General features: G+C 77.4%; 1 protein-coding gene. It reads right to left on the bottom strand.

Going from position 1 to position 21446, the window contains the following annotated elements:
• Nucleotides 1–24 precede the first annotated feature (24 nt).
• Complete coding sequence (locus tag ABD223_RS40375; protein ID WP_344043058.1) at nt 25–21273, bottom strand: SDR family NAD(P)-dependent oxidoreductase; 21249 nt, start codon at nt 21271–21273, stop codon at nt 25–27.
• Between the last annotated feature and the right edge of the window lie 173 nt (nt 21274–21446).

The following is a 21446-nucleotide window of genomic DNA, read 5'->3' as shown; positions in this document are numbered from 1 at the left end:
AGCTTCTCCTGGGAAGCGGCCACGTCAGCTCACCTCGTCCTCGGTCGCGTCGACGCCGCCCAGCACCAGGTCGATGAGGCTGTCGGCGTCCATCTCGTCGATCTCGTCGATGAGGGCCGCCGGGTCGGGCCCGGCGTCCCGGTCGTCCCCGGCCAGCGCCAGCAGCCGGTCCAGCAGGCCCGCGGCGCGCAGCTCGCCCAGCGGGATGGCCCGGAGGGCGCGGCGGACCCGCTCCTCCTCGTCGGCCGGGCCTGCCTCGCCGCCGCCGGGAGCCAGCGCCCCGGTGAGGAACCCGGCCACGTCCCGCACCGAGGAGTGGTCGAAGACCAGGGTCGCGGGCAGGCTCAGCCCGGTCGCCGCGGTGAGGCGGTTGCGGAACTCCACCGCCATCAGCGAGTCGAAGCCCAGCTCGGTGAACGCCCGGTGGGCGGCGACCGACTCGGTGCCGTCGTGCCCGAGCACGGCGGCGGCGTGCCCGCGCACCACGTCCAGCAGCACGCGCTGCCGCTCGTCGGACGGCAGGTCCGCCAGGTCCCGGAGCACCGCGCCGTCGCCCCGGGCCGCGGTCCGGGCGGGTCGCCTCACCAGCGACCGCAGCACCGGTGCGGCGGCCTCGCCCACCGGTGCCAGGCGCGCGGGCGCCACCACGGGCAGGTCGGTGCGCAGGGCCGCGTCGAACAGCGCCAGGCCGTCCCGCGCGGACATCGGCACCACGCCGGCACGGGCCGCGCGGGCGCGGTCGGCCTCGCCCATCCCGGCCGCCATGCCGTCGGTCCGCGCCCACAGGCCCCACGCCAGCGACTGCCCCGGCAGCCCCGCCGCGCGCCGCCGCGCCGCCAGCGCGTCCAGCATCGCGTTCGCCGCGCCGTAGGCGGCCTGGCCCGCGCTGCCCACCGTCCCGGCGAGCGAGGAGAACAGCACGAAGAAGGCCAGGTCGGCGTCCCGGGTCAGCTCGTCGAGCACCAGCGCCGTCGTCACCTTGGCGCGCACCACCGCCTCGACGCGCTCGGGGGTCAGCGAGTCCACGACGCCGTCGTCGAGCACCCCGGCGGCGTGCACGACGCCGCCGACCCGCACCCCGGCCAGCGTGCGGGCCACCGCGTCGCGGTCCGCCACGTCCACCGCGGCGACCTCCACCCGGTCGCCCAGCTCGCGAACCAGGTCCGCGGCGCCCGGCGCGGCCATCCCGCGCCGGCTGAGCAGCAGCAGCCTCCGCACGCCGTGCTCGGCGACCAGGTGCCGGGCGACCAGCGCGCCCAGCACGCCCGTGCCGCCGGTGACCACCACGGTCGAGCCCGGGTCCACCGGCCGCCCGTCGCCGACCCGGTCGGCGGGCACGCGCGCCAACCGGGGCACGAGCACCTCGCCGCCGCGGACCACCAGTTCGGTCTCCCCGGCGGCGACCGCGGCCCGCACCACCGCCTCGTCCACCGGCCCGTCGGCGTCGACCAGGGCGAACCGGCCGGGGTGCTCGGCCCGCGCCGACCGCACCAGGCCCCACACCCCGGCACCGGCCAGGTCCGGGGCGACCACGTCGGGTCCGACCGCGCCGCCGGTCGCCAGCGCCAGGACGCCGGAACCCGCGCGCAGCCACCCCTGGACCGCGGCCAGGGCGGCGGCCGCGTCCGCGACCTCCCGCACGGTCACCGGGGCGTCCCCGGCGCGGTCGGGCACGTGCGACCGCCACTCCACGGCGAACATCGCCTCGTCCGCGACGGAGTGGCCCGCGGCGGGCTCGCGCAGCGCCAGCGAGTCGACCGACACCACGGGCTCGCCGAGTTCGTCGGTGGCCACCAGCGACAGCTCGGCCGGCCCGCGCCGGGACAGCCGCACCCGCAGCCGGGACGCGCCGGTGGCGCGCACCGACACCCCCGACCAGTGGAACGGCAGACCGCCGACGGGGTCGACGACGCCGGAGGCGTGCAGCGCCGCGTCCAGCAGCGCCGGGTGCACGCCGTAGCCGTCCGCGTCGGCGTCCAGGCGGACCTCGGCGAACACCTCGTCCCCCGAGCGCCACGCCGAGGTCAGCCCGCGGAACGCGGGCCCGTAGGCGAACCCGCCCGTCGCGAGGTCGTCGTAGAAGCCGGCGAGGTCGACCGGCGGCGCGTCGGGCGGCCAGGCGGCCGGAACGGGGGAGGGGACCGGGGCCTCGCGGGCGAGCAGGCCGCCGGCGTGCCGGGTCCACGGCCGCTCGTCCCCGGTCGGCCGCGAGTACACCGCCACCGGCCTGCGCCCCGACTCGTCCTCGCCGTCGACGACCACCTGGACCCGTACGGTCCCGTGCTCGGGCAGCACCAGCGGCGACTCCAGCGTCAGCTCGGCCACGACCGGGTGGCCGGCGGACCGCCCGGCGTGCCCGGCGAGTTCGAGGAAACCGGTGCCGGGGAACAGGGTGCGGCCGTGGATGACGTGGTCGGCGAGCCACGGCAGCCGCTCCGGCGACAGCACGCCGGTGAGCACCACACCGCCGGTCGCGGGCAGCTCGACGGCGGCGTCCAGCAGCGGGTGGCCCGCCTCGCCCGCGCCCCGCGCGCCGGGGTCGACCCGGGGCCAGTGGCGGCGGCGCTCGAACGGGTAGGTGGGCAGGTCGACCAGGCGCGCCGAGGGCAGCACCGCCCGCCAGTCGACCGCGACGCCGGTGACGTGCAGCCGGGCCAGCGCCGCCACGGCGGTGGCCTCCTCGGGCCGGCCGCGCCGCAGCAGCGGGACCCGGACGGCGTCCGGCGGGGCCAGGGCGGTCAGCACCGCGTCCGGCCCGATCTCCAGGTAGGCGCCGACGCCGTGCGCGTCGAGCCGGGCGACCACGTCGGCGAACCGCACGGTGTCGCGCACGTGCCGCACCCAGTGCTCGGGGTCGGTGACGTCCCCGGCCGCGACGACCAGGGGCACGGTCGGCGGCGAGAACGCCAGGCGGGACACCACCTCGCGGAACTCGTCGAGCACCGGTTCCACCAGCGGCGAGTGGAAGGCGTGCGACACCCGGAGCCGCCGGGGGCGGTCGAACCGGGCGGCGACGCGCTCCACCGCCTCGCGCTCGCCCGCGACGACCACCGAGTCGGCGCGGTTGACCGCCGCGATGGAGACGCCGTCGGTGAGCAGGGGCAGCACGTCCCGCTCGGCGGCGCGCAGCGCGACCATGGCGCCGCCCTCCGGCAGGGCCTGCATCAGCCGGGCCCGCTCGGCGACCAGCGTGCAGGCGTCGTCCAGCGACAGCACCCCGGCGACGTGCGCGGCGGCGACCTCGCCGACCGAGTGCCCGGCGAGGTGGTCGGGCACGACGCCCCACGACTCGACCAGCCGGTACTGCGCGACCTGCACCGCGAACAGCGCGAGCTGGGCGTTGCCGGTGCGGTCCAGCAGGTCCGGGTCGTCGCCGAACAGCACGTCCCGCACGTCCAGCCGGGCCAGCACCTCGTCCAGCGCGGCGGCGAACACCGGGTACCGGTCGTACAGCTCGCGGCCCATGCCGGTGCGCTGCGACCCCTGCCCGGTGAACAGCAGCGCCAGCCCGGTCGGCCCGGCCCGCCCGGTGACCGCGCCCGGTCGTTCCCGCCCCTCCGCCAGCGCGGTGAGCGCGGCCTCGAACCCGGCCCGGTCGCCGGCGACGACCGCGGCGCGGTGCTCGAAGGCGGTGCGGCCGGTGGCGAGGGTCAGCGCCACGTCCACCGGGTCCTCGTCGAGCGCGGTCAGCGCCCGGCGGGCCTGCTCGCGCAGCGCCTCCGGCGTGCGGCCGGACAGCACCCAGGGCACGGCCCGCGGTGTCGGGTGTGGTTCGGGTCGGGGTTGTTGTTCGGGTTCTTCGAGGATGACGTGGGCGTTGGTGCCGCTGATGCCGAAGGAGGAGACGGCGGCGCGGCGGGGTTGGTCGTGGCGTGGCCAGTCGCGTGGTCGTGCGAGCAGTTCGACCGCGCCGGCCGTCCAGTCCACCTGGGAGGTGGGCGCGTCGGCGTGCAGGGACCGGGGCATGGCGCCGCGCCGGATCGCCTCGACCACCTTGATCACCCCGGCGACGCCGGCGGCGGCCTGGGTGTGCCCGAGGTTCGACTTCACCGACCCCAGCCACGCCGGGGCGTCGCGGTCCTGGCCGTAGGTCGCCAGCAGCGCCCGCGCCTCGATCGGGTCGCCCAGCCTCGTGCCGGTGCCGTGGCCCTCCAGCAGCTCCACGTCGCGCGGCGACAGCCCGGCGTTGGCCAGCGCCTGCCGGATGACCCGTTGCTGGGCCTGCCCGTTGGGCGCGGTGAGGCCGTTGGAGGCGCCGTCCTGGTTGACCGCGCTGCCCCGCACCACGGCCAGGACGCGGTGGCCCGCCCGCCGCGCCCGCGACAGCCGTTCCACGACCAGCACGCCGACGCCCTCGGACCAGCCGGTGCCGCTCGCGCCCTCGCCGTAGGAGCGGCAGCGGCCGTCCACCGACAGCCCGCCCTGGCGGGAGAACTCGACGAACGTCGTCGGCGTGGACATCACGGACACGCCGCCCACCAGCGCCATGCCGCACTCGCCGGACCGCACCGCCCGGCTCGCGACGTGCAGGGCGACCAGCGACGACGAGCAGGCCGTGTCCACCGTCACCGCGGGTCCGCCGCTGCCCAGCACGTACGCCAGCCGGCCGGAGATCACGCTGGCCGCGCGCCCGGCGATGGTGTAGCCGTCCACTCCCTTCGCGGCCTGCTGGAGCACGCCGTAGTCCTGGCCGCCGGCGCCGATGAACACGCCGGTGTCGCTGCCGCGCAGCGAGCCCGGGTCGATGCCCGCCCGCTCCAGCGCCTCCCAGGCGACCTCCAGCAGCAGCCGTTGCTGCGGGTCCATGGCCAGCGCCTCGCGCGGGGAGATGCCGAAGAAGTCCGCGTCGAACTCGGCGGCGTCGTGCAGGAACCCGCCGTGCCGGGTGCGGCTCGTGCCGCTCCTGGTCGGGTCGGGGTCGTGGACGTCGGCCGGCCAGCCGCGGTCGGTGGGGAACTCCGAGATCGCGTCGCCGCCCTCGGCCACCAGCCGCCACAGGTCGTCGGCCGACCGCACGCCGCCCGGGTAGCGGCAGCCGATGCCCACGACCACCACCGGGTCGTCCTCGGTGGCCTGCGCGGTCGCGGCGACCGCGGACCGCTCGCCGCCGAGCACCAGGTCGCGCAGGTGGTCGGCGAGCGCCGCGGGCGTCGGGTGGTCGAACGCGACCGTCGTCGGCAGCGCCAGCCCGACCGCCCGGTTGACGCGGTTGCGGAACCGCACCGCCATCAGCGAGTCGAAGCCCAGGTCGCGGAAGGCCCGGTCGGCGACCACCGCCGCCGGGTCGGGGTGGCCGAGCACGGCCGCCGCCTCGGTGCGGACCAGGTGCAGCAGGCGCCGGTCGCGCTCGGCCGCGGGCAGCTCCGCGAGCCGGGCGCGCGGCGACCGGTCCCGCTCGGGCCCGGCCGACCGCGCGGCCGACCACCGGTCCAGGTCGAGGTCGGCGACGACGACGCGGGTGTCGCCCCGGTCGAGCGCGGCCCCCAGCGCGTCCAACGCCCGCGCCGGGGCCATCGCCCGGACGCCGTCGCGGGCCAGCGAGCCGGTGCGCAGCCCCTCGGCCACCGGGCCCGACGCCTGCCAGGCGCCCCAGGCGATCGAGGTCGCGGGCAGCCCCCGGGCGGCGCGCTGCTCGGCCAGGGCGTCGAGGAACGCGTTCGCCGCCGCGTACCCGGCCTGCCCGGCGTTGCCCAGGACCCCGGACACGGAGGAGAACAGCACGAACGCCGACAGGTCCAGGTGCGCGGTCAGCTCGTGCAGGTGCAGCGCGCCGTCGACCTTCGGCCCCAGCACCCGGGCCAGGCGCCGCGGGGTCAGCGAGTCCACCACGCCGTCGTCGAGCACCGCGGCGGCGTGGAACACCGCGGTCAGCGGCCGGGTCGCGGGAACGGCGGCCAGCACACCGGCCAGCGCCTCCCGGTCGCCCACGTCGCACGCGGCGATCGTCACGCCGACGCCCTTCGCGGCGAGCGCGTCGGCCAGCTCCGGCGCGCCGTCGGCGTCCCGGCCCCGCCTGCCCACCAGCAGCAGGTGCCCGGCGCCGCGGTCGGCCAGCCAGTGCGCCAGGTGCGCGCCGAGCGCGCCCGTGCCCCCGGTCACCAGCACCGTGCCGGACGGCCGCCAGCGGGCGCCGGTCGCGGCCCCCGGCCGGCGGGCGACGCGGTGCGCGTGCAGCCCGTCGTGGCGCACGGCCACCTGGTCCTCCGCGCCGGCCGCGACCGAGGGCAGCAGCGCCAGCCCCGCCGGGTCGGCCACGTCGACCAGGCCACCCCACCGGTCCGGCGCCTCGACCGCGACGACCCGCCCGAACCCCCAGGTCAGGGCGCCGCGCGCGGCGCGGACCGGGTCACCGGGGCCGGTGGTCACCGCACCCGAGGTGACCAGCCACAGCGGGGCGTCCAAGGCCGCGTCCTCCAGCGCCTGGACCAGCGCGGCGTTGGCGGCGAGGCCGAACGGCACGGACGGGTGGTCCGGCAGCGGGCGCTCGTCGAGCGCGAGCAGCGACACCACCGCGGTGACGCCGGTGTCGCCGCGGGCCGCGGCCAGGCGGCGCGCCAGGTCCCGCCGGTCGGGCGTGCCCGGCGGCAGGTCGACGCGGACGAGGCGCGCGCCCGTCGCCGCCAGCGCGGCCACGTGCGGTTCGGCGTCCCCGGCCGCCACCACCAGCCAGGATCCCGTCCCGGCCGGCTCCGGCGCCGGGGTGGGCTCCCAGTGCTCCTCGTGCCGCCAGCGGTCGGCGTGCGGGGTGACGGGCGCCGCGCCGAGCCAGTAGTGCCGGCGCTGGAAGGCGTACGTCGGCAGGGGCACGCCGCGCGCGCCGCTGCCCTCGAACCGCGCCCGCCAGTCCACCGGGACGCCCGCGGCGAACGCCTCGGCGACCGCGGTGGTGAAGCGCTCCGCGCCGCCCTGGTCCTGGCGCAGCGTGCACAGCGTCGTCGCCGTGCCGCCCTCGGCCTCCACGACCTGCTCGACCGCGAGGGCCAGCACCGGCGACGGGCTGGGTTCGAGGAAGACCCGGTGGCCGTCCGCGTGGGCCGCGCGGACCGCGTCGGCGAACCGCGTGGTCCGCCGCAGGTTGCGGTACCAGTAGTCGGGGCCGAGCGCGGCCGTGTCGAGCCGGCCGCCGGTGGTCGTGGAGTAGAACGGCACCTCGGAGCTGCGCGGCGTGATCCCGGCGATCCCGGCGATCAGCTCGTCCCGGATCGCCTCGACGTGCCCGGAGTGCGCGGCGAAGTCGACGCCGGGCACCCGCCAGCGCATCACCCCGCGCCGGGCCAGCTCGCGCTCGAACTCCTCCACCGCGTCCTCGTCGCCGGACGCGGTCACCACGGTCGGGCTGTTGACCGCGGCCACCCACAGCCGGTCGCGCCACCGGTCCAGGAGCGCGACCACGTCGTCGACCGGCGCCATCACCGACACGAGGGCCGCGTTCCCGCGCATCGCCTCCACCAGCTTGCTGCGCAGGGCGATGATGCGTGCGGCGTCGTCGAGGGTGAGTGCTCCGGCGACGCAGGCGGCGGCGATTTCGCCTTGGGAGTGGCCGATGACGGCGGTGGGGTGGGTGCCGTGGTGCTGCCAGTGTGCGGCGAGGGAGACCATGACGCCGAACAGCGCGGGTTGGATCACGTCCACGCGGTCGAGTGGTGTGCGGTCGCGGATGATCTGTAGGAGGGACCAGTCGACGTGGTGGCCCAAGGCCGTGTCGCATTGGGTGAGTCGTCGGGCGAAGGTGGGTGAGGTGTCGAGGAGGTCGGCGGCCATGCCGGGCCATTGGGAGCCCTGGCCGGGGAAGACGAACACCGGACCGCCACCCGACCGGGCCACGTCGTGCACCACGCGCCCGCTGCTGCGCCCGGCGGCGACCGCGGCCACGCCGTCCAGCAGCTCCCGCCGGTCCGCGCCGAGCACCACGGCGCGGTGCTCGAACGCGGTGCGGCCGGCCAGCGAGAACCCGACGTCCACCGGGTCCAGGCCGTCCACACCGGACAGCAGGTGCTCGGCCCGCGCGCGCAGGGCCTCCGGCGTCCGGCCCGTCAGCACCCAGGGCGTCAGGGCAGGCGCCGCGCCCCGGTCGGTGACCGGCTCGGGTTCTGGTTCTTCGAGGATGACGTGGGCGTTGGTGCCGCTGATGCCGAAGGAGGAGACGGCGGCGCGGCGGGGCCGGTCGTGTCGCGGCCACTCCCGCGCCCCGGTCAGCAGCTCGACCGCGCCGACCGACCAGTCCACCGTGGACGACGGGGTGCCCGCGTGCAGGGAGCCGGGCAGGATGCCCTGCCCGATCGCCTCGATGGTTTTGATGATCCCGGCTGCGCCGGCGGCGGCCTGGGTGTGGCCGAGGTTGGATTTGACGGAGCCGAGCCAGACGGGGGTGTGGCGGTTGTGGCCGTAGGTGGCTTGGAGTGCGCTCACCTCGATCGGGTCGCCGAGTGTGGTTCCGGTGCCGTGGCCTTCGATGAGGTCGACGTCGTGGGGTGAGAGCCCGGCGTTGGCCAGTGCCTGTCGGATGACGCGTTGTTGGGCTTGTCCGTTGGGTGCGGTGAGGCCGTTGGAGGCGCCGTCCTGGTTGACGGCGCTGCCCCGGATCACGGCCAGGACGTGGTGGTTGTTGCGGCGGGCGTCGGACAGCTTCTCCAGCACCAGCACGCCGACGCCCTCGGAGAACCCGGAGCCGTCGGCGCCCTCCCCGTAGGAGCGGCACCGCCCATCGGGTGACAGCAACCCCTGGTGGCCGAAGTCGACGAAGATGCCCGGCGTGGCCATCACGGTCACCCCGCCCGCCAGTGCCAGCGAGCACTCGCCGGCGCGCAGCGCCTGCGCGGCCAGGTGCACCGCCACCAGCGACGACGAGCACGCCGTGTCCACGGTGATCGCCGGGCCCTCGACGCCCAGCGCGTACGCCACCCGACCGGTGGCCACGCTGCCCGCGTTGCCGTAGGCCAGGTGCCCCGCCAGCTCCTCGGGCGTCTCGGCGAGGCCGGTGCCGTACTCGTGGTACATCACGCCCGCGAACACGCCGGCGTCGGTGCCGCGCAGCGAGGTCGGGTCCACCCCGGCCGACTCGACCGCCTCCCAGGACACCTCCAGCAGCAGCCGCTGCTGCGGGTCCATCGACAGGGCCTCGTTCGGCGAGATGCCGAAGAACTCCGCGTCGAAGTCCCCGGCGTCGTGCAGGAACCCGCCGCCGCGCGCGTAGGTGCGCCCGGCCGTGCCCGGCCGCGGGTCGTACAGGTCCTCGGCCCAGCCTCGGTTGGTCGGGAACCCGGTGATGCCCTCGCCGCCCTCGACGACGAGCCGCCACAGGTCGCGCGGCGAGCGCACCCCGCCCGGGTAGCGGCAGGCCATGCCGACCACCACCACGGGGTCGTCGGCGACCGCGGCCCGCACCGGGGCGGCGGTGCTCGCGCCGACCCCGGACAACAGGTCCCGCAGGTGCGCGGCCAGCCGCGTCACGTCGGTGTGGTCGAAGACCACCGTGGGCGACAGGGTCAGACCGGTGGCGGTGTTGAGGCGGTTGCGGAACTCCAGCGCCATCAGCGAGTCGAAGCCGAGTTCCCGGAAGGCGCGGTGGGGGCCGATCGCGTCGGTGTCGCCGTGGCCGAGCACCTCGGCCGCCACCCCGCCGACCACGCCCACCAGCACCCGTTGCCGCTCGTCGGGCGCCAGGCCGACCAGGCGGCGGGCCACCCCGCCGCGCGCGGCGGACCCCGCGCCGCGCCGCCGGGCCGTCGCGCGCAGCAGCGGCGGCACGTCCGGGCCGGCGGGGACGTCGAGGTGCGCCGGGACGAGCTGGGGCAGGTCCGTGCGCAGGGCGGCGTCGAACAGCGCGAGCCCTTCCCCGGTCGACAGCGCCCGCACGCCGGACCGCGCCAGCCGGGCGCGGTCGGCCTCGCCCATCCCGGCGGTCAGCGCCGACTCCTGCGCCCACAGGCCCCACGCCAGCGACTGGCCGGGCAGCCCCTCGGCGCGCCTGCGCAGCGCCAGCGCGTCGAGCGCGGCGTTCGCCGCCGCGTACGCGGCCTGGCCCGCCGTGCCCAGCGTGCCCGCCAGCGAGGAGAACAGCACGAAGAAGGCCGGTTCGGCGTCGCGGGTCAGCTCGTCGAGCACCAGCGCCGAGTCGACCTTGGCCCGCAGCACCGCCGCCACCCGCTCCGGGGTCAGGGACGCGATCACGCCGTCGTCGAGCACGCCCGCCGCGTGGACCACGCCGCCGACCCGCTCCCCGGCCAGCACCGCGGCCACGGCGTCGCGGTCGGCCACGTCGACCGCCGCCACCCGCGCCCGGCCGCCCAGCTCCGCGACCAGCTCCGCCGCGCCCGGCGCGGCCATCCCGCGCCGGCTGAGCAGCAGCAGGTCCCGCACGCCGTGCTCGGCGGCCAGGTGCCGCGCGACCAGCCCGCCCAGCACGCCCGTGCCACCCGTGACGACGACCGTGCGGTCCGGGTCCACGGCGGTCGCACCGGTCACCCGCGCCGCGGGCACCCGGACCAGCCGGGGCACGGACACCTCGCCGCCGCGGACCGCCAGCTGGGTCTCGCCGGCGGCGATCGCGGCCCGCACCACCGCCTCGTCCACCGGCTCGTCCGCGTCGACCAGGGCGAACCGGCCGGGGTGCTCGGACTGGGCCGACCGCACCAGGCCCCACACGGCGGCCGGTCCCGGCCGCGCGGTCGGGCCGACCGCGTCGCGGGTCACCAGCGCCAGCACGCCGTCCCCGTCGCGCAGCCACCCCTGGACGGCGGGCAGCGCCTCGGACGCGTCCGCCACGTGCCGCAGCACCACGTCGTCGGCGCCGGCCCCGGTCAGCGCGCACGGCTGCCACTCCACGGTGTGCAGCGCCCGGGTCGGCACGGCCCGCGGCCCGGCCACCGCCGGCCGCAGGACCAGGGAGCCCACCGACAGCACGGGCGCGCCGGTGTCGTCGGCGGCGGTCAGCGAGAACTCGTCGCGGCCGGTGCGCGACAGCCGGACCCGCAGCGCGGACGCGCCGGTCGCGTGCCGGGTGACGCCGGTCCAGGCGAAGGGCAGGCCGCCGTCGTCCTCGGGGGCGCGCAGCAACGCCGTCGCGTGCAGGGCCGCGTCCAGCAGCGCCGGGTGGACGCCGTGAGCGCCGACGTCCTCCGCGACGCGGACCTCCGCCAGGACGTCGTCACCGGCGCGCCACGCCGAGGTGAGGCCCCGGAACGCCGGGCCGTAGTCGAAACCGGCCTCGGCCAGGTCGTCGTAGAAGCCGTCCAGGCCGATGGGCGTCGCACCCGCGGGCGGCCACTCCGGCTCCGCCGGGGGATCCTGCGGCGCGTCGCCCAGGGTCCCGGAGGCGTGCAGCGCCCAGTCGCCGTCCTCGACCTTCGAGTACACCTTCACCGACCTGCCCTCCACGACGACCTGCACCTGGACGGTGCCGGTCGCCGGGACCACCAGGGGCGCGCTCAGGGCGAGTTCGGCGACGGCGGGCAGGCCCGCCCGCTCCCCGGCGGCGACGGCCAGGTCCAGCAGCGCCGTGCCGGGCAGCAGCACGTCGTCGCCGACCACGTGGTCCGCCACCCACGGGTGGGTCCGCCGGGACAGCGCGCCGGTGAAGACCAGCCGGTCGGCGTCGGGCGCGGCCACGACCGCGCGCAGCACGCCGTGGTCGACCGCCTCCAGGCCGGAGCCCGCGCCCACGGCGTCGGTGGCGCCCGGACCGGTCAGCCAGTAGCGGCGGCGCTCGAACGGGTAAGCGGGCAGGTCCACCCGCCTGCCCGCGCCGCCGAACCACCGGGACCAGTCCACCGGCACGCCCGAGGTGAACGCCTCGGCGGCGGACGCGGCGAAGCGCGCCGGGCCGCCGTCGTCGCGGCGCAGGGTGCCGACCGCGACCGCGCCGGAACCCGCGGTCCCGCTGATCGGGGCGGTGAGCACGGGGTGCGGGCTGACCTCGACGAAGGTGTCGTGCCCGGTGTCGAGCAGGTGGCGCACCGCGTCGTCGAACAGCACGGTCTCGCGCAGGTTGGCGTACCAGTAGTCGGCGTCGAGCCCGGTGGTGTCCACGACGCGGCCGGTGACCGTGGAGCAGAACGCGACCTCCGCCGGGCGCGGCCGGATGCCGTCCAGCGAGCGCAGCAGCTCCGCGCGGACCTGCTCCACCTGGGCGGAGTGGGCGGCGTAGTCGACGTCGACCAGCCGCGCGCGGACGCCGTCTCGCTCGCAACGGGCCAGCACCTCCCGCACCGCGTCCGCGCCGCCGGACACCACCACGGCCGAAGGCCCGTTGACGGCGGCGATCGAAACGGTCCCGCCCCAGGGGCGCAGGAGTTCGCGGGCCCGCTCGGCGGGCACGGCCAGGGAGACCATCCCGCCCAGTCCGGCCAGGCGGCGCAGGGCCTTGCTGCGCAGGGCGATGATGCGTGCGGCGTCGTCGAGGGTGAGTGCTCCGGCGACGCAGGCTGCGGCGATTTCGCCTTGGGAGTGGCCGATGACGGCGGTGGGGTGGGTGCCGTGTGAGCGCCAGAGCTCGGCGAGGGAGACCATGACGCCGAAGAGCGCGGGTTGGATCACGTCCACGCGGTCGAGTGGTGTGCGGTCACGAATGACCTGGACCAGCGACCAGTCGACGTGGTGGCCCAAGGCCGTGTCGCATTGGGCGAGTCGTCGGGCGAAGGTGGGTGAGGTGTCGAGGAGGTCGGCGGCCATGCCGGGCCATTGGGAGCCCTGGCCGGGGAAGACGAACACCGGGCCACCACCCGACCGGGTCACGCCGACGGCGGTCCGACCCTCGGCGAGGTCGCTCAGCCCCGCCCGCAACCGGTCGCGGTCCTCGCCCAGGACCACCGCGCGGTGGTCGAAGCGGGCGCGGCCGGCCAGCGAGGAGCCGACGTCCACCGGGTCGACGCCGGGGTCCTGGTCCACGAGGTCCAGCAGTCGGGCGGCCTGGGCGCGCACGGCGGCCTCGGAGCGAGCGGACAGCACCCAGGGCACGACCTGCGGTGTCGGGTGTGGTTGTGCTTCGGGTTCGGGTTGGGGTTCTTCGATGATGACGTGGGCGTTGGTGCCGCTGATGCCGAAGGAGGAGACGGCGGCGCGGCGGGGTTGGTCGTGGCGTGGCCAGTCGCGTGGCTGTGCGAGCAGTTCGACCGCACCGACTTTCCAGTCCACTGTGGACGAAGGGGTGTCGGAGTGGAGGGATCGCGGCATGGTGCCGCGTCGGATGGCTTCGATGGTTTTGATGATCCCGGCTGCGCCGGCGGCGGCCTGGGTGTGGCCGAGGTTGGATTTGATCGAGCCGAGCCAGACGGGGGTGTGGCGATTGAGGCCGTAGGTGGCCTGGAGTGCGCTCACCTCGATCGGGTCGCCGAGCGTCGTGCCGGTGCCGTGGCCTTCGATCAGGTCGACGTCGTGGGGTGAGAGCCCGGCGTTGGCCAGGGCCTGCCGGATGACCCGTTGCTGGGACTGGCCGTTGGGTGCGGTGAGGCCGTTGGACGCGCCGTCCTGGTTGATCGCGCTGCCCCGGATCACGGCCAGGACGCGGTGGTTGTTGCGGCGGGCGTCGGACAGCTTCTCCAGCACCAGCACGCCGACGCCCTCGGACCAGCCGGTGCCGCTCGCGCCCTCGCCGTAGGAGCGGCAGCGGCCGTCCACCGACAGCCCGCCCTGGCGGGAGAACTCGACGAACGTCGTCGGCGTGGACATCACGGTCACCCCGCCCGCCAGCGCCAGCGACGTCTCCCCGGACCGCAGCGCCTGCGCGGCCAGGTGCACCGCCACCAGCGACGACGAGCACGCCGTGTCCACCGTCATCGCGGGTCCGCCGCAGCCCAGCACGTACGCCACCCGCCCGGAGGCGATGCCGGCCTGGTTGCCGGTCAGGAGGTGGCCCTCGACGCCGGGCGGCGCGGTGGTGAACCGGCCCGCGTAGTCGTGGTACATCACGCCGGTGAACACGCCGGTGTCGCTGCCGCGCAGCGAGGTCGGGTCGACCCCGGCCGATTCCAGCGCCTCCCAGGACACTTCCAGCAGCAGCCGTTGCTGCGGGTCCATGGCCAGCGCCTCGCGCGGGGAGATGCCGAAGAAGTCCGCGTCGAACTCGGCGGCGTCGTGCAGGAACCCGCCGAACCGCGTGCTGCTCCTGCCCGTCGCGGCCGGGTCGGGGTCGTGCAGGTCGGCTGGCCACCCCCGGTCCGCGGGGAACTCCGACACCGCGTCCCGGCCCTCGGCCACCAGCCGCCACAGGTCGTCGGCCGACCGCACGCCGCCGGGGTAGCGGCAGCCGATGCCCACGACCACCACCGGGTCGTCCACCGCGGGCGCCACGGGCGCCGCGGCGGTGGGGGGCGCGGCGTCCGGCGCCGCGCCGGTGATCCCGTCGAGCAGGTACGCCGCCAGCTCGGCCGCGGTGGGTCGCTCGAACACGACGGTGAGGGGCAGGTCGAGCCCGGTGGCGGCGCGCAGCCGGTTGCGCAGCTCGACCCCGGTCAGGGAGTCGAACCCGAGGTCCTTGAACGAGCGGTGCGCGTCGACCGCCCGCGCGTCGGCGTGGCCGAGCAGGGCCGCCAGCTCCGCCCGCACCAGGTCGAGCACGAACCGGGACCGCTCCGCCTCCGGCCGGTCGAGCGCGCGCCGCGCCCAGCCGCCGGTGGCGCGCGCCCGCCCGGTGGGGCGCCGGGCGCTCAGCCGCGCGGGCAGCACGTGCGCCCGGTCGCCGGCCAGCGCCGCGTCGAACAGGGCGAGCCCTTCCGCCGCGGTGATCCGGCGCAGCCCACCGCGCTCCACCCGGGCCACGTCGGCGTCGGTGAGGTGCGCGGTCATGCCGGTGTCGGCGGCCCACAGGCCCCAGCCCAGCGCGGTGGCGGGCAGGCCGCGCGCCCGGCGGTGCCGCGCCAGCGCGTCCAGGAAGGCGTTGCCCGCCGCGTACACCGCCTGGCCGGGGTTGCCCAGCGTCGCCACCGCCGAGGAGAACAGCACGAACGCGGTCAGGTCGCGGTCGCGGGTGAGCCGGTGCAGGTGCCACGCCGCGTCCGCCTTCGGCCGCAGCACGGCGTCGACCCGCTCCGGCGTGACGGCGGTGAAGGCGCTGTCGTCGAGCACACCGGCGGCGTGCACGACGGCGTCGAGGTCGGGGATGCCGTCGAGCAGGTCCGCCAGCGCGTCGGCGTCGGCCGCGTCGCACGCCGCGACGCGCACCCGGGCTCCCAGCGCGGTCAGCTCGGCCGCCAGGTCGGCCGCGCCGGGCGCGCCGGGGCCGCGGCGGCTGGTCAGCACGAGGTCCCGCACGCCGTGCCCGGTGACCAGGTGCCGGGCCAGCAGCGCGCCCAGCCCGGACGTGCCGCCGGTGACCAGGGCCGAGCGCATCCGCGGCGCCTCGCCGGCGGCGGGGGAGACGCGCCGCACCCTCGGCACGTGGACGACGCCACCGCGGACGAGCACCTGCGGCTCCCCGGCGGCCAGGGCGCGCCCGACCTCGCCCGGGTCGTCGGCGTCGACCAGGACGAACCGGTCGGGGTGCTCCAGCTGGGCCGTGCGCACCAGGCCCCACAGCGCGGCGGCGGCCGGGTCGTCGCCGTCGACCGCGCCGCGGGTGAGCACCGCCAGCCGGGTGCCCGCGAAGCCCTCCCGGCCGAGGAAGTCCTGCATCAGGGCGGTCAGCCCGCGCACCAGCCCGTGCGCGCGGCCCGGCTGGTCCTGGTCCACGACATCGCGGTCCACGACATCGCGGTCCACGACGTCGGGATCCACGGCGCCGCAGTCCACGACCAGGAACTCGGCGGCGGTGCCCGGCAGCGCCCCGTCCGCGAGGGGGACGACGTCCGAGGCGCGCCGCCCGGTCACCTCGCGCGGCTGCCACTCCACCGCGTGCAGGGCGTCGGTCCCCGCGCCGGCCGCGGCGCGCAGGGCCAGCTCCCGGACGGTCAGCACGGGCGCGCCGGTGGTGTCGGTGGCGGTCAGCGCCACCGCGTCCGCGCCGACCGGGGACAGCCGGACGCGCAGCCCGCCCGTCGCGGCGGCGTGCCGGGTCAGGCCGGTGAAGGAGAACGGCAGCAGGCCGGCCCGCGGTCCGTCGAGCAGGCCGAGGACCACCGGGTGCAGCAGCGGGTCCAGCAGCGCCGGGTGCAGGTCGAAGCCCTCCGGGTCGAGATCCGACCCCACCTCGGCGCACACGTCGTCGCCGCAGCGCCAGGCCGACCGCAGCCCCTGGAACGCGGGGCCGTAGTCGTAGCCGAGGTCGGCGAGGCGCGAGTAGGCGTCGGTCAGGTCCACCGGTTCGGCGTTCGCGGGCGGCCACGCGCCCGCCTCGGCGGGCGTCGGGTCCGCCGGGCCGAGCCGGCCGGAGGCGTGCCGGGTCCACTCCTCGTCGCCGCGCCGCGCGAACACCGCGAACGGCTGCCGCCCGGAGGCGTCCACCGGGTCGACCGCCACCTGGAGCGCCACGACGCCGGCCGGGACGAGCGGGCGCTCCACCACCAGTTCGGCCACCGCCCCGGCCCCGACCAGGTCGGCCACCCGCAGGAGGAGCTCGGCGAACGCCACGGCGGGCAGCACCTCGTCGCCGAGCACCACGTGGTCGGCCAGCCACGGCGCATCGCTCCCGGACAGCCGCCCGGTGACCAGCCACCCGCGGCCGTCGGCCAGCTCGGTCGACGAGGTCAGCCACTGGTGCGGCGCCGGCGCCGGGTCGGCGCCGGTGATCCAGAACCGGTCCCGCCGGAACGGGTAGGTGGGCAGCTCGACCCGCCGCGCGCCGCGCCCGGCGTAGAACGCGGACCAGTCCACCCCGACGCCCCTGGCGTTGAGGTGGGCGACGGCCGCGCCGAGGGTGTCCACCTCGCCCCGGCCGTGCCGCAGCGCGGGGACGGCGACGGCGGTCGGATCGGGCGAGGTCTCCGCGGCCAGGGGCGTGAGCACCGCGTCGGGGCCGAGTTCCAGGAACGCGGTCACGCCCTCGGCGTGCAGCAGGCGCAGGCCGTCGTGGAACCGCACGGTCTCGCGGACGTGCCGCGCCCAGTAATCCGGCGAGCCCAGCTCCTCCGGCGTCGCGGGCGCGCCGGTCAGGTCGGAGACGACCGTGGCGGCGGGCTCGGACACCGGCAGCGCGCCGAGTCCGCGCCGGAAGGGCGCGAGCACCCCGTCCATGTGGTGGGAGTGGAACGCGTGGCCGGTGCGCAGCCGGCGCACCTTCCGCCCGCGCGCGGCCAGGGCGTCCGCGCACCGCCGCGCGGCCCCCTCGTCACCGGAGACGACCACCGAGCGCGGCCCGTTGACCGCGGCGATGGAGACGCCCGCCAGGCCCGCCAGCAGCTCGGCCACCTCCGCGGGCTCGGCCTGGACGGCGAACATCGCACCGCCGGCGGTCGCCTCGCCCATCAGCCGGCCGCGCAGGGCGACCAGCCGGACGGCGTCGGGCAGCGCCAGCGCGCCCGCGGCGTGCGCGGCGGCGATCCCGCCGACCGAGTGCCCCAGGACGAAGTCCGGCCGCACGCCCCAGTGCTCCAGCAGCCGGAACTGGGCCACCTCCAGGGCGAACAGCGCGGCCTGCGCGTAGCGGGTGCGGTCCAGCACCTCCGCGGGACCGGTGAGCACCAGCTCGCGCAGCGGGCGGTCCAGCAGCGGGTCGAAGTGCGCGCACACCTCGTCCAGCGCGTCGGCGAAGACGGGGAACGCCTCGCGCAGCTCGCGCCCGGCGCCCACGCGCCCGCTGCCCTGGCCGGTGAACAGGAACGCGGTCCGGCCGGTCCGCCGCGCGCTCGCCCGCAGCACGTTCGGCGCGGGGGAGCCGGCGGCGAGGGCGTCGAGCCCGGCGCGCAGCTCGGCCGGTGACGCGGCCACCACCACGGCCCGCTCCGGGAACGCCGTGCGCGTGGTGGCCAGGGAGAAGGCGAGGTCCAGCGGCTCGGCGTCCACGTGGCGCAGCCGGTCGGCGTGCTCGCGCAGCGCGTCGTCGTCCCGGGCGGCGAGCACCACGGCGGCGGGCGCGGTCGCCTCACCCCGGCGGGGTTCGGGGGACGTGGCCGGCGGCTGTTCGAGGATGACGTGCGCGTTGGTGCCGCTGATGCCGAACGAGGACACCGCGGCGCGGCGGGGCCGGTCGTCCCCGGGCCACGGCACCTCCTCGGTCAGCAGCGCGACGTTGCCGGACGCCCAGTCGACGCGCCGGGACGGGTGCCGCGCGTGCAGGGTGCGGGGGAGCACGCCGTGGTGCAGGGCGGTGATCATCTTGATCATCCCGGCGACGCCGGCGGCGGCTTGGGTGTGCCCGATGTTGGATTTCAGGGATCCCAGCCACAGCGGTCGGTCCGCGGGTCGGTCGCGGCCGTAGGTGGCCAGTAGTGCTTCGGCTTCGACGGGGTCGCCGAGTCGGGTGCCGGTGCCGTGCCCCTCCACCGCGTCCACCTCGTCGGGCCGCAGCCGCGCGGCCGCGAGGGCGTCGCGGATCAGGCCCTCCTGCGCGGCGCCGTTGGGCGCGGTGAGCCCGTTGGACGCGCCGTCGGAGTTGATCGCCGACCCGCGCAGCACCGCCAGCACCGGGTGGCCGTTGCGACGGGCGTCCGACAGCCGCTCCAGCAGCACCACGCCCGCGCCCTCGGCCCACGCCGTGCCGTCCGCCTCGTCGGCGAACGCCTTGCACCGGCCGTCCGGGGCCAGCCCGCGTTGGCGGCTGAACTCCACGAACATCCCGGGGGTCGCCATCACGGTGACGCCGCCCGCCAGTGCCAGCCCGCACTCGCCCTGCCGCAGCGCCTGGGCGGCCAGGTGCACCGCGACCAGCGACGAGGAGCAGGCGGTGTCCACGGTGACCGCCGGGCCGCGCAGGCCCAGGGCGTAGGCGACGCGGCCGGAGGCCACGCTGATCGTGCCGCCGGTCAGCCGGTAGCCCTCGCCGCCGCGGTCGGCCGCGTGCAGCCGGGGCCCGTAGTCCTGGGCCGTCGCGCCGACGAACACGCCGACCCGAGCGCCGCGCAGCGACGCCGGGACCAGCCCGCCCCGCTCCAGGGCCTCCCAGGACACCTCCAGCAGCAGCCGCTGCTGCGGGTCCATCGCGGCGGCCTCGCGCGGGCTGATGCCGAAGAAGTCCGCGTCGAACCGGTCGGCGTCGGCCAGGAACCCGCCGTGCCCCGTCCGGGAGGCGCCCGGCCGCTCCGGGTCCGGGCGCCACAGCCGGTCCAGGTCCCAGCCGCGGTCGGCGGGGAACTCGCCGATGGCGTCGCGCCCCTCGCGGACCAGCCGCCACAGGTCCTCCGGCGACCGGACGCCGCCGGGGTAGCGGCAGGCCGCGCCGACCACCACGACCGGGTCGTCGTCGACCGGGGCCGGCGCTTCCTCCACCACCCGGGCCGGCGCGCCCGCCAGCTCGTCGCGCAGGAACCCGGCCAGCTGCGCGGGGGTCGGGAAGCGGAACAGCACGTCCGCGCCCAGTCGCAGCCCGGTGGCCGTGCCCAGCCGGCCGCAGACCTCCTCCAGCCCGATGGAGTCCACGCCGAGGTCGTCGAAGCTCAGGTCCGGGTCGACGGCCTCGGCGGTGACCACGCCCAGCTCGATCGCCACCTGGGTGCGGACCAGCTCCAGCAGGTCCCGCCGCCGCGGTTCGGGCGCGGGCGCCGCGGCGGCTTCGCCGAACCAGTGGCGGCGGCGCTGGAAGGCGTAGGTGGGCAGGTCCACCGGCCGCGCGACGCGCGGCGGCAGGTCGGCCAGCCAGCCGGTGTCCGCGTCGGCTGCGCCACCCGCGCCGCCCTCGGCGACGGCCGCCAGCCCGCGCCGCAGCTCGTCCGCGTTCGCGCCGCGCACCACGGCGCGGTGCTCGAACAGCGTCCTGGTGCGCGCCAGCGCCACCCCGACCTCGTCCGGGTCGAGGTCGGGGTGCGCGTCCAGGTGGGCCAGCAGGGCGGCGGCCTGCGCCCGCAGGGCCTGCCCGGTGCGGCCGGACACCAGCCACGGCACCCCCCGCGGCACGTCTTGCGGCGCTCCCCGCGGCGCGTCCGGGACCGGCGGCCGGCCCGCCTCGGGCGCCTGCCCGACCACCAGGTGGCAGTTGGTGCCGCCCATGCCGAACGAGCTGACCCCCGCCAGCAGCGGGCGGTCCGGCTCGGGCCAGGACCCCAGTTCGCGCTGCACCCGCAGGCGCAGCGCGTCGAGGGGGATGTCGGGGTGGGGCCGCTCGAAGTTGAGGCTGGGCGGCAGCTGCCGGTGCGCGATGCTCAGCACCAGCTTGAGCAGGCCGACGATGCCCGCGGCGCCCTCCAGGTGCCCCACGTTGGTCTTGGCCGAGCCGACCGGCAGCGGCCGGTCCGCCGGGCGGTGCGCGCCCAGCGCCGCGCCGAGCGCCCGCGCCTCCACCGGGTCGCCGACCCGGGTGCCGGTGCCGTGCAGCTCGACGTACTGCACGGCGCGCGGGTCGGTGCCGGCGTCGCGGTGGGCCGCCTCGACCGCCTCGCGCTGGGCGGCCGCGCTGGGCGTGGTCAGCCGGTCGTCGTCACCGTCGTTGGTGATCGCGCCGCCGAGGATCACCGCGTGCACCCGGTCGCCGTCGGCCAGCGCGGCGCCCAGCGGCTTGAGCACCACCAGGCCGCCGCCCTCGCCGCGCACGTAGCCGTCGGCCCGCGCGTCGAAGGTGGAGCAGCGCCCGGTCGGCGACAGGCCGCCGAACCTGGCCGCGCCGAGCGTGGTCTCGGCCAGCAGGTTCAGGTTCACCCCGCCCGCGAGGGCCGTGGTGGACTCGCCGCGCCGCAGGCTCTCGCACGCCATCCGGACGGCGACCAGCGACGAGGACTGCGCGCTGTCCACCACCATGCTCGGTCCGCGCAGGCCCAGCGCGTGCGAGACGCGGTTGGCGATGACGCCGCGCTCGATCCCGGCCAGGGTGTGCCGGTCGACCGCGTCGGCGTCGCGCAGCAGGAGCGCGGCGTAGTCGTCCCACATCGCGCCGACGAACACGCCGGTCGCGCTGCCGCGCAGCGACGCGGGCAGGATCCCCGCTTCCTCCAGGGCCTCCCAGCCCAGCTCCAGCAGCAGCCGCTGCTGCGGGTCCATCGCGGCGGCCTCGCGCGGGGTGATGCCGAAGAAGTCCGCGTCGAAGCGGTCGACCTGGTCCAGGAACGCCCCGAAGCGGTGCGGCAGGTTCCTGCCGGTCCACCGGTCCGGCGGGGCTTCGCCGACCGCGTCGACCCCGTCGCGCAGCATCCGCCAGAACCCCGCGGGCGACGAGGCGCCCGGCAACCGGCAGGACATCCCGATCACCGCGACGGGCTCGCCCGGCGCCGCCGGGGCCCGCCCGCGCGCCGCACCGGAACCGGGATTCGAATCGGTCACCGCCAAGTCCACGCCTGCTCCCCAGTTCTGTCGTGATCCCGTGCCGGTCCTGCTCGAAGGCGCGCTGCCGCCCGCCCTTGGTAGGACGTCCGGTTTTTGCTGATATGTGCTTGGTGGACCGGTGCGTGGATGTGCGCCGGATCTGTCGCCGTCGGCGACGAACCGATCACAGG

Source organism: Saccharothrix xinjiangensis (assembly GCF_039527585.1).
GTDB classification, from domain to species: domain Bacteria; phylum Actinomycetota; class Actinomycetes; order Mycobacteriales; family Pseudonocardiaceae; genus Actinosynnema; species Actinosynnema xinjiangensis.
The sequence above is the reverse complement of the archived record's forward strand: the minus strand, read 5'-3'. Positions and strand labels throughout refer to the sequence as shown.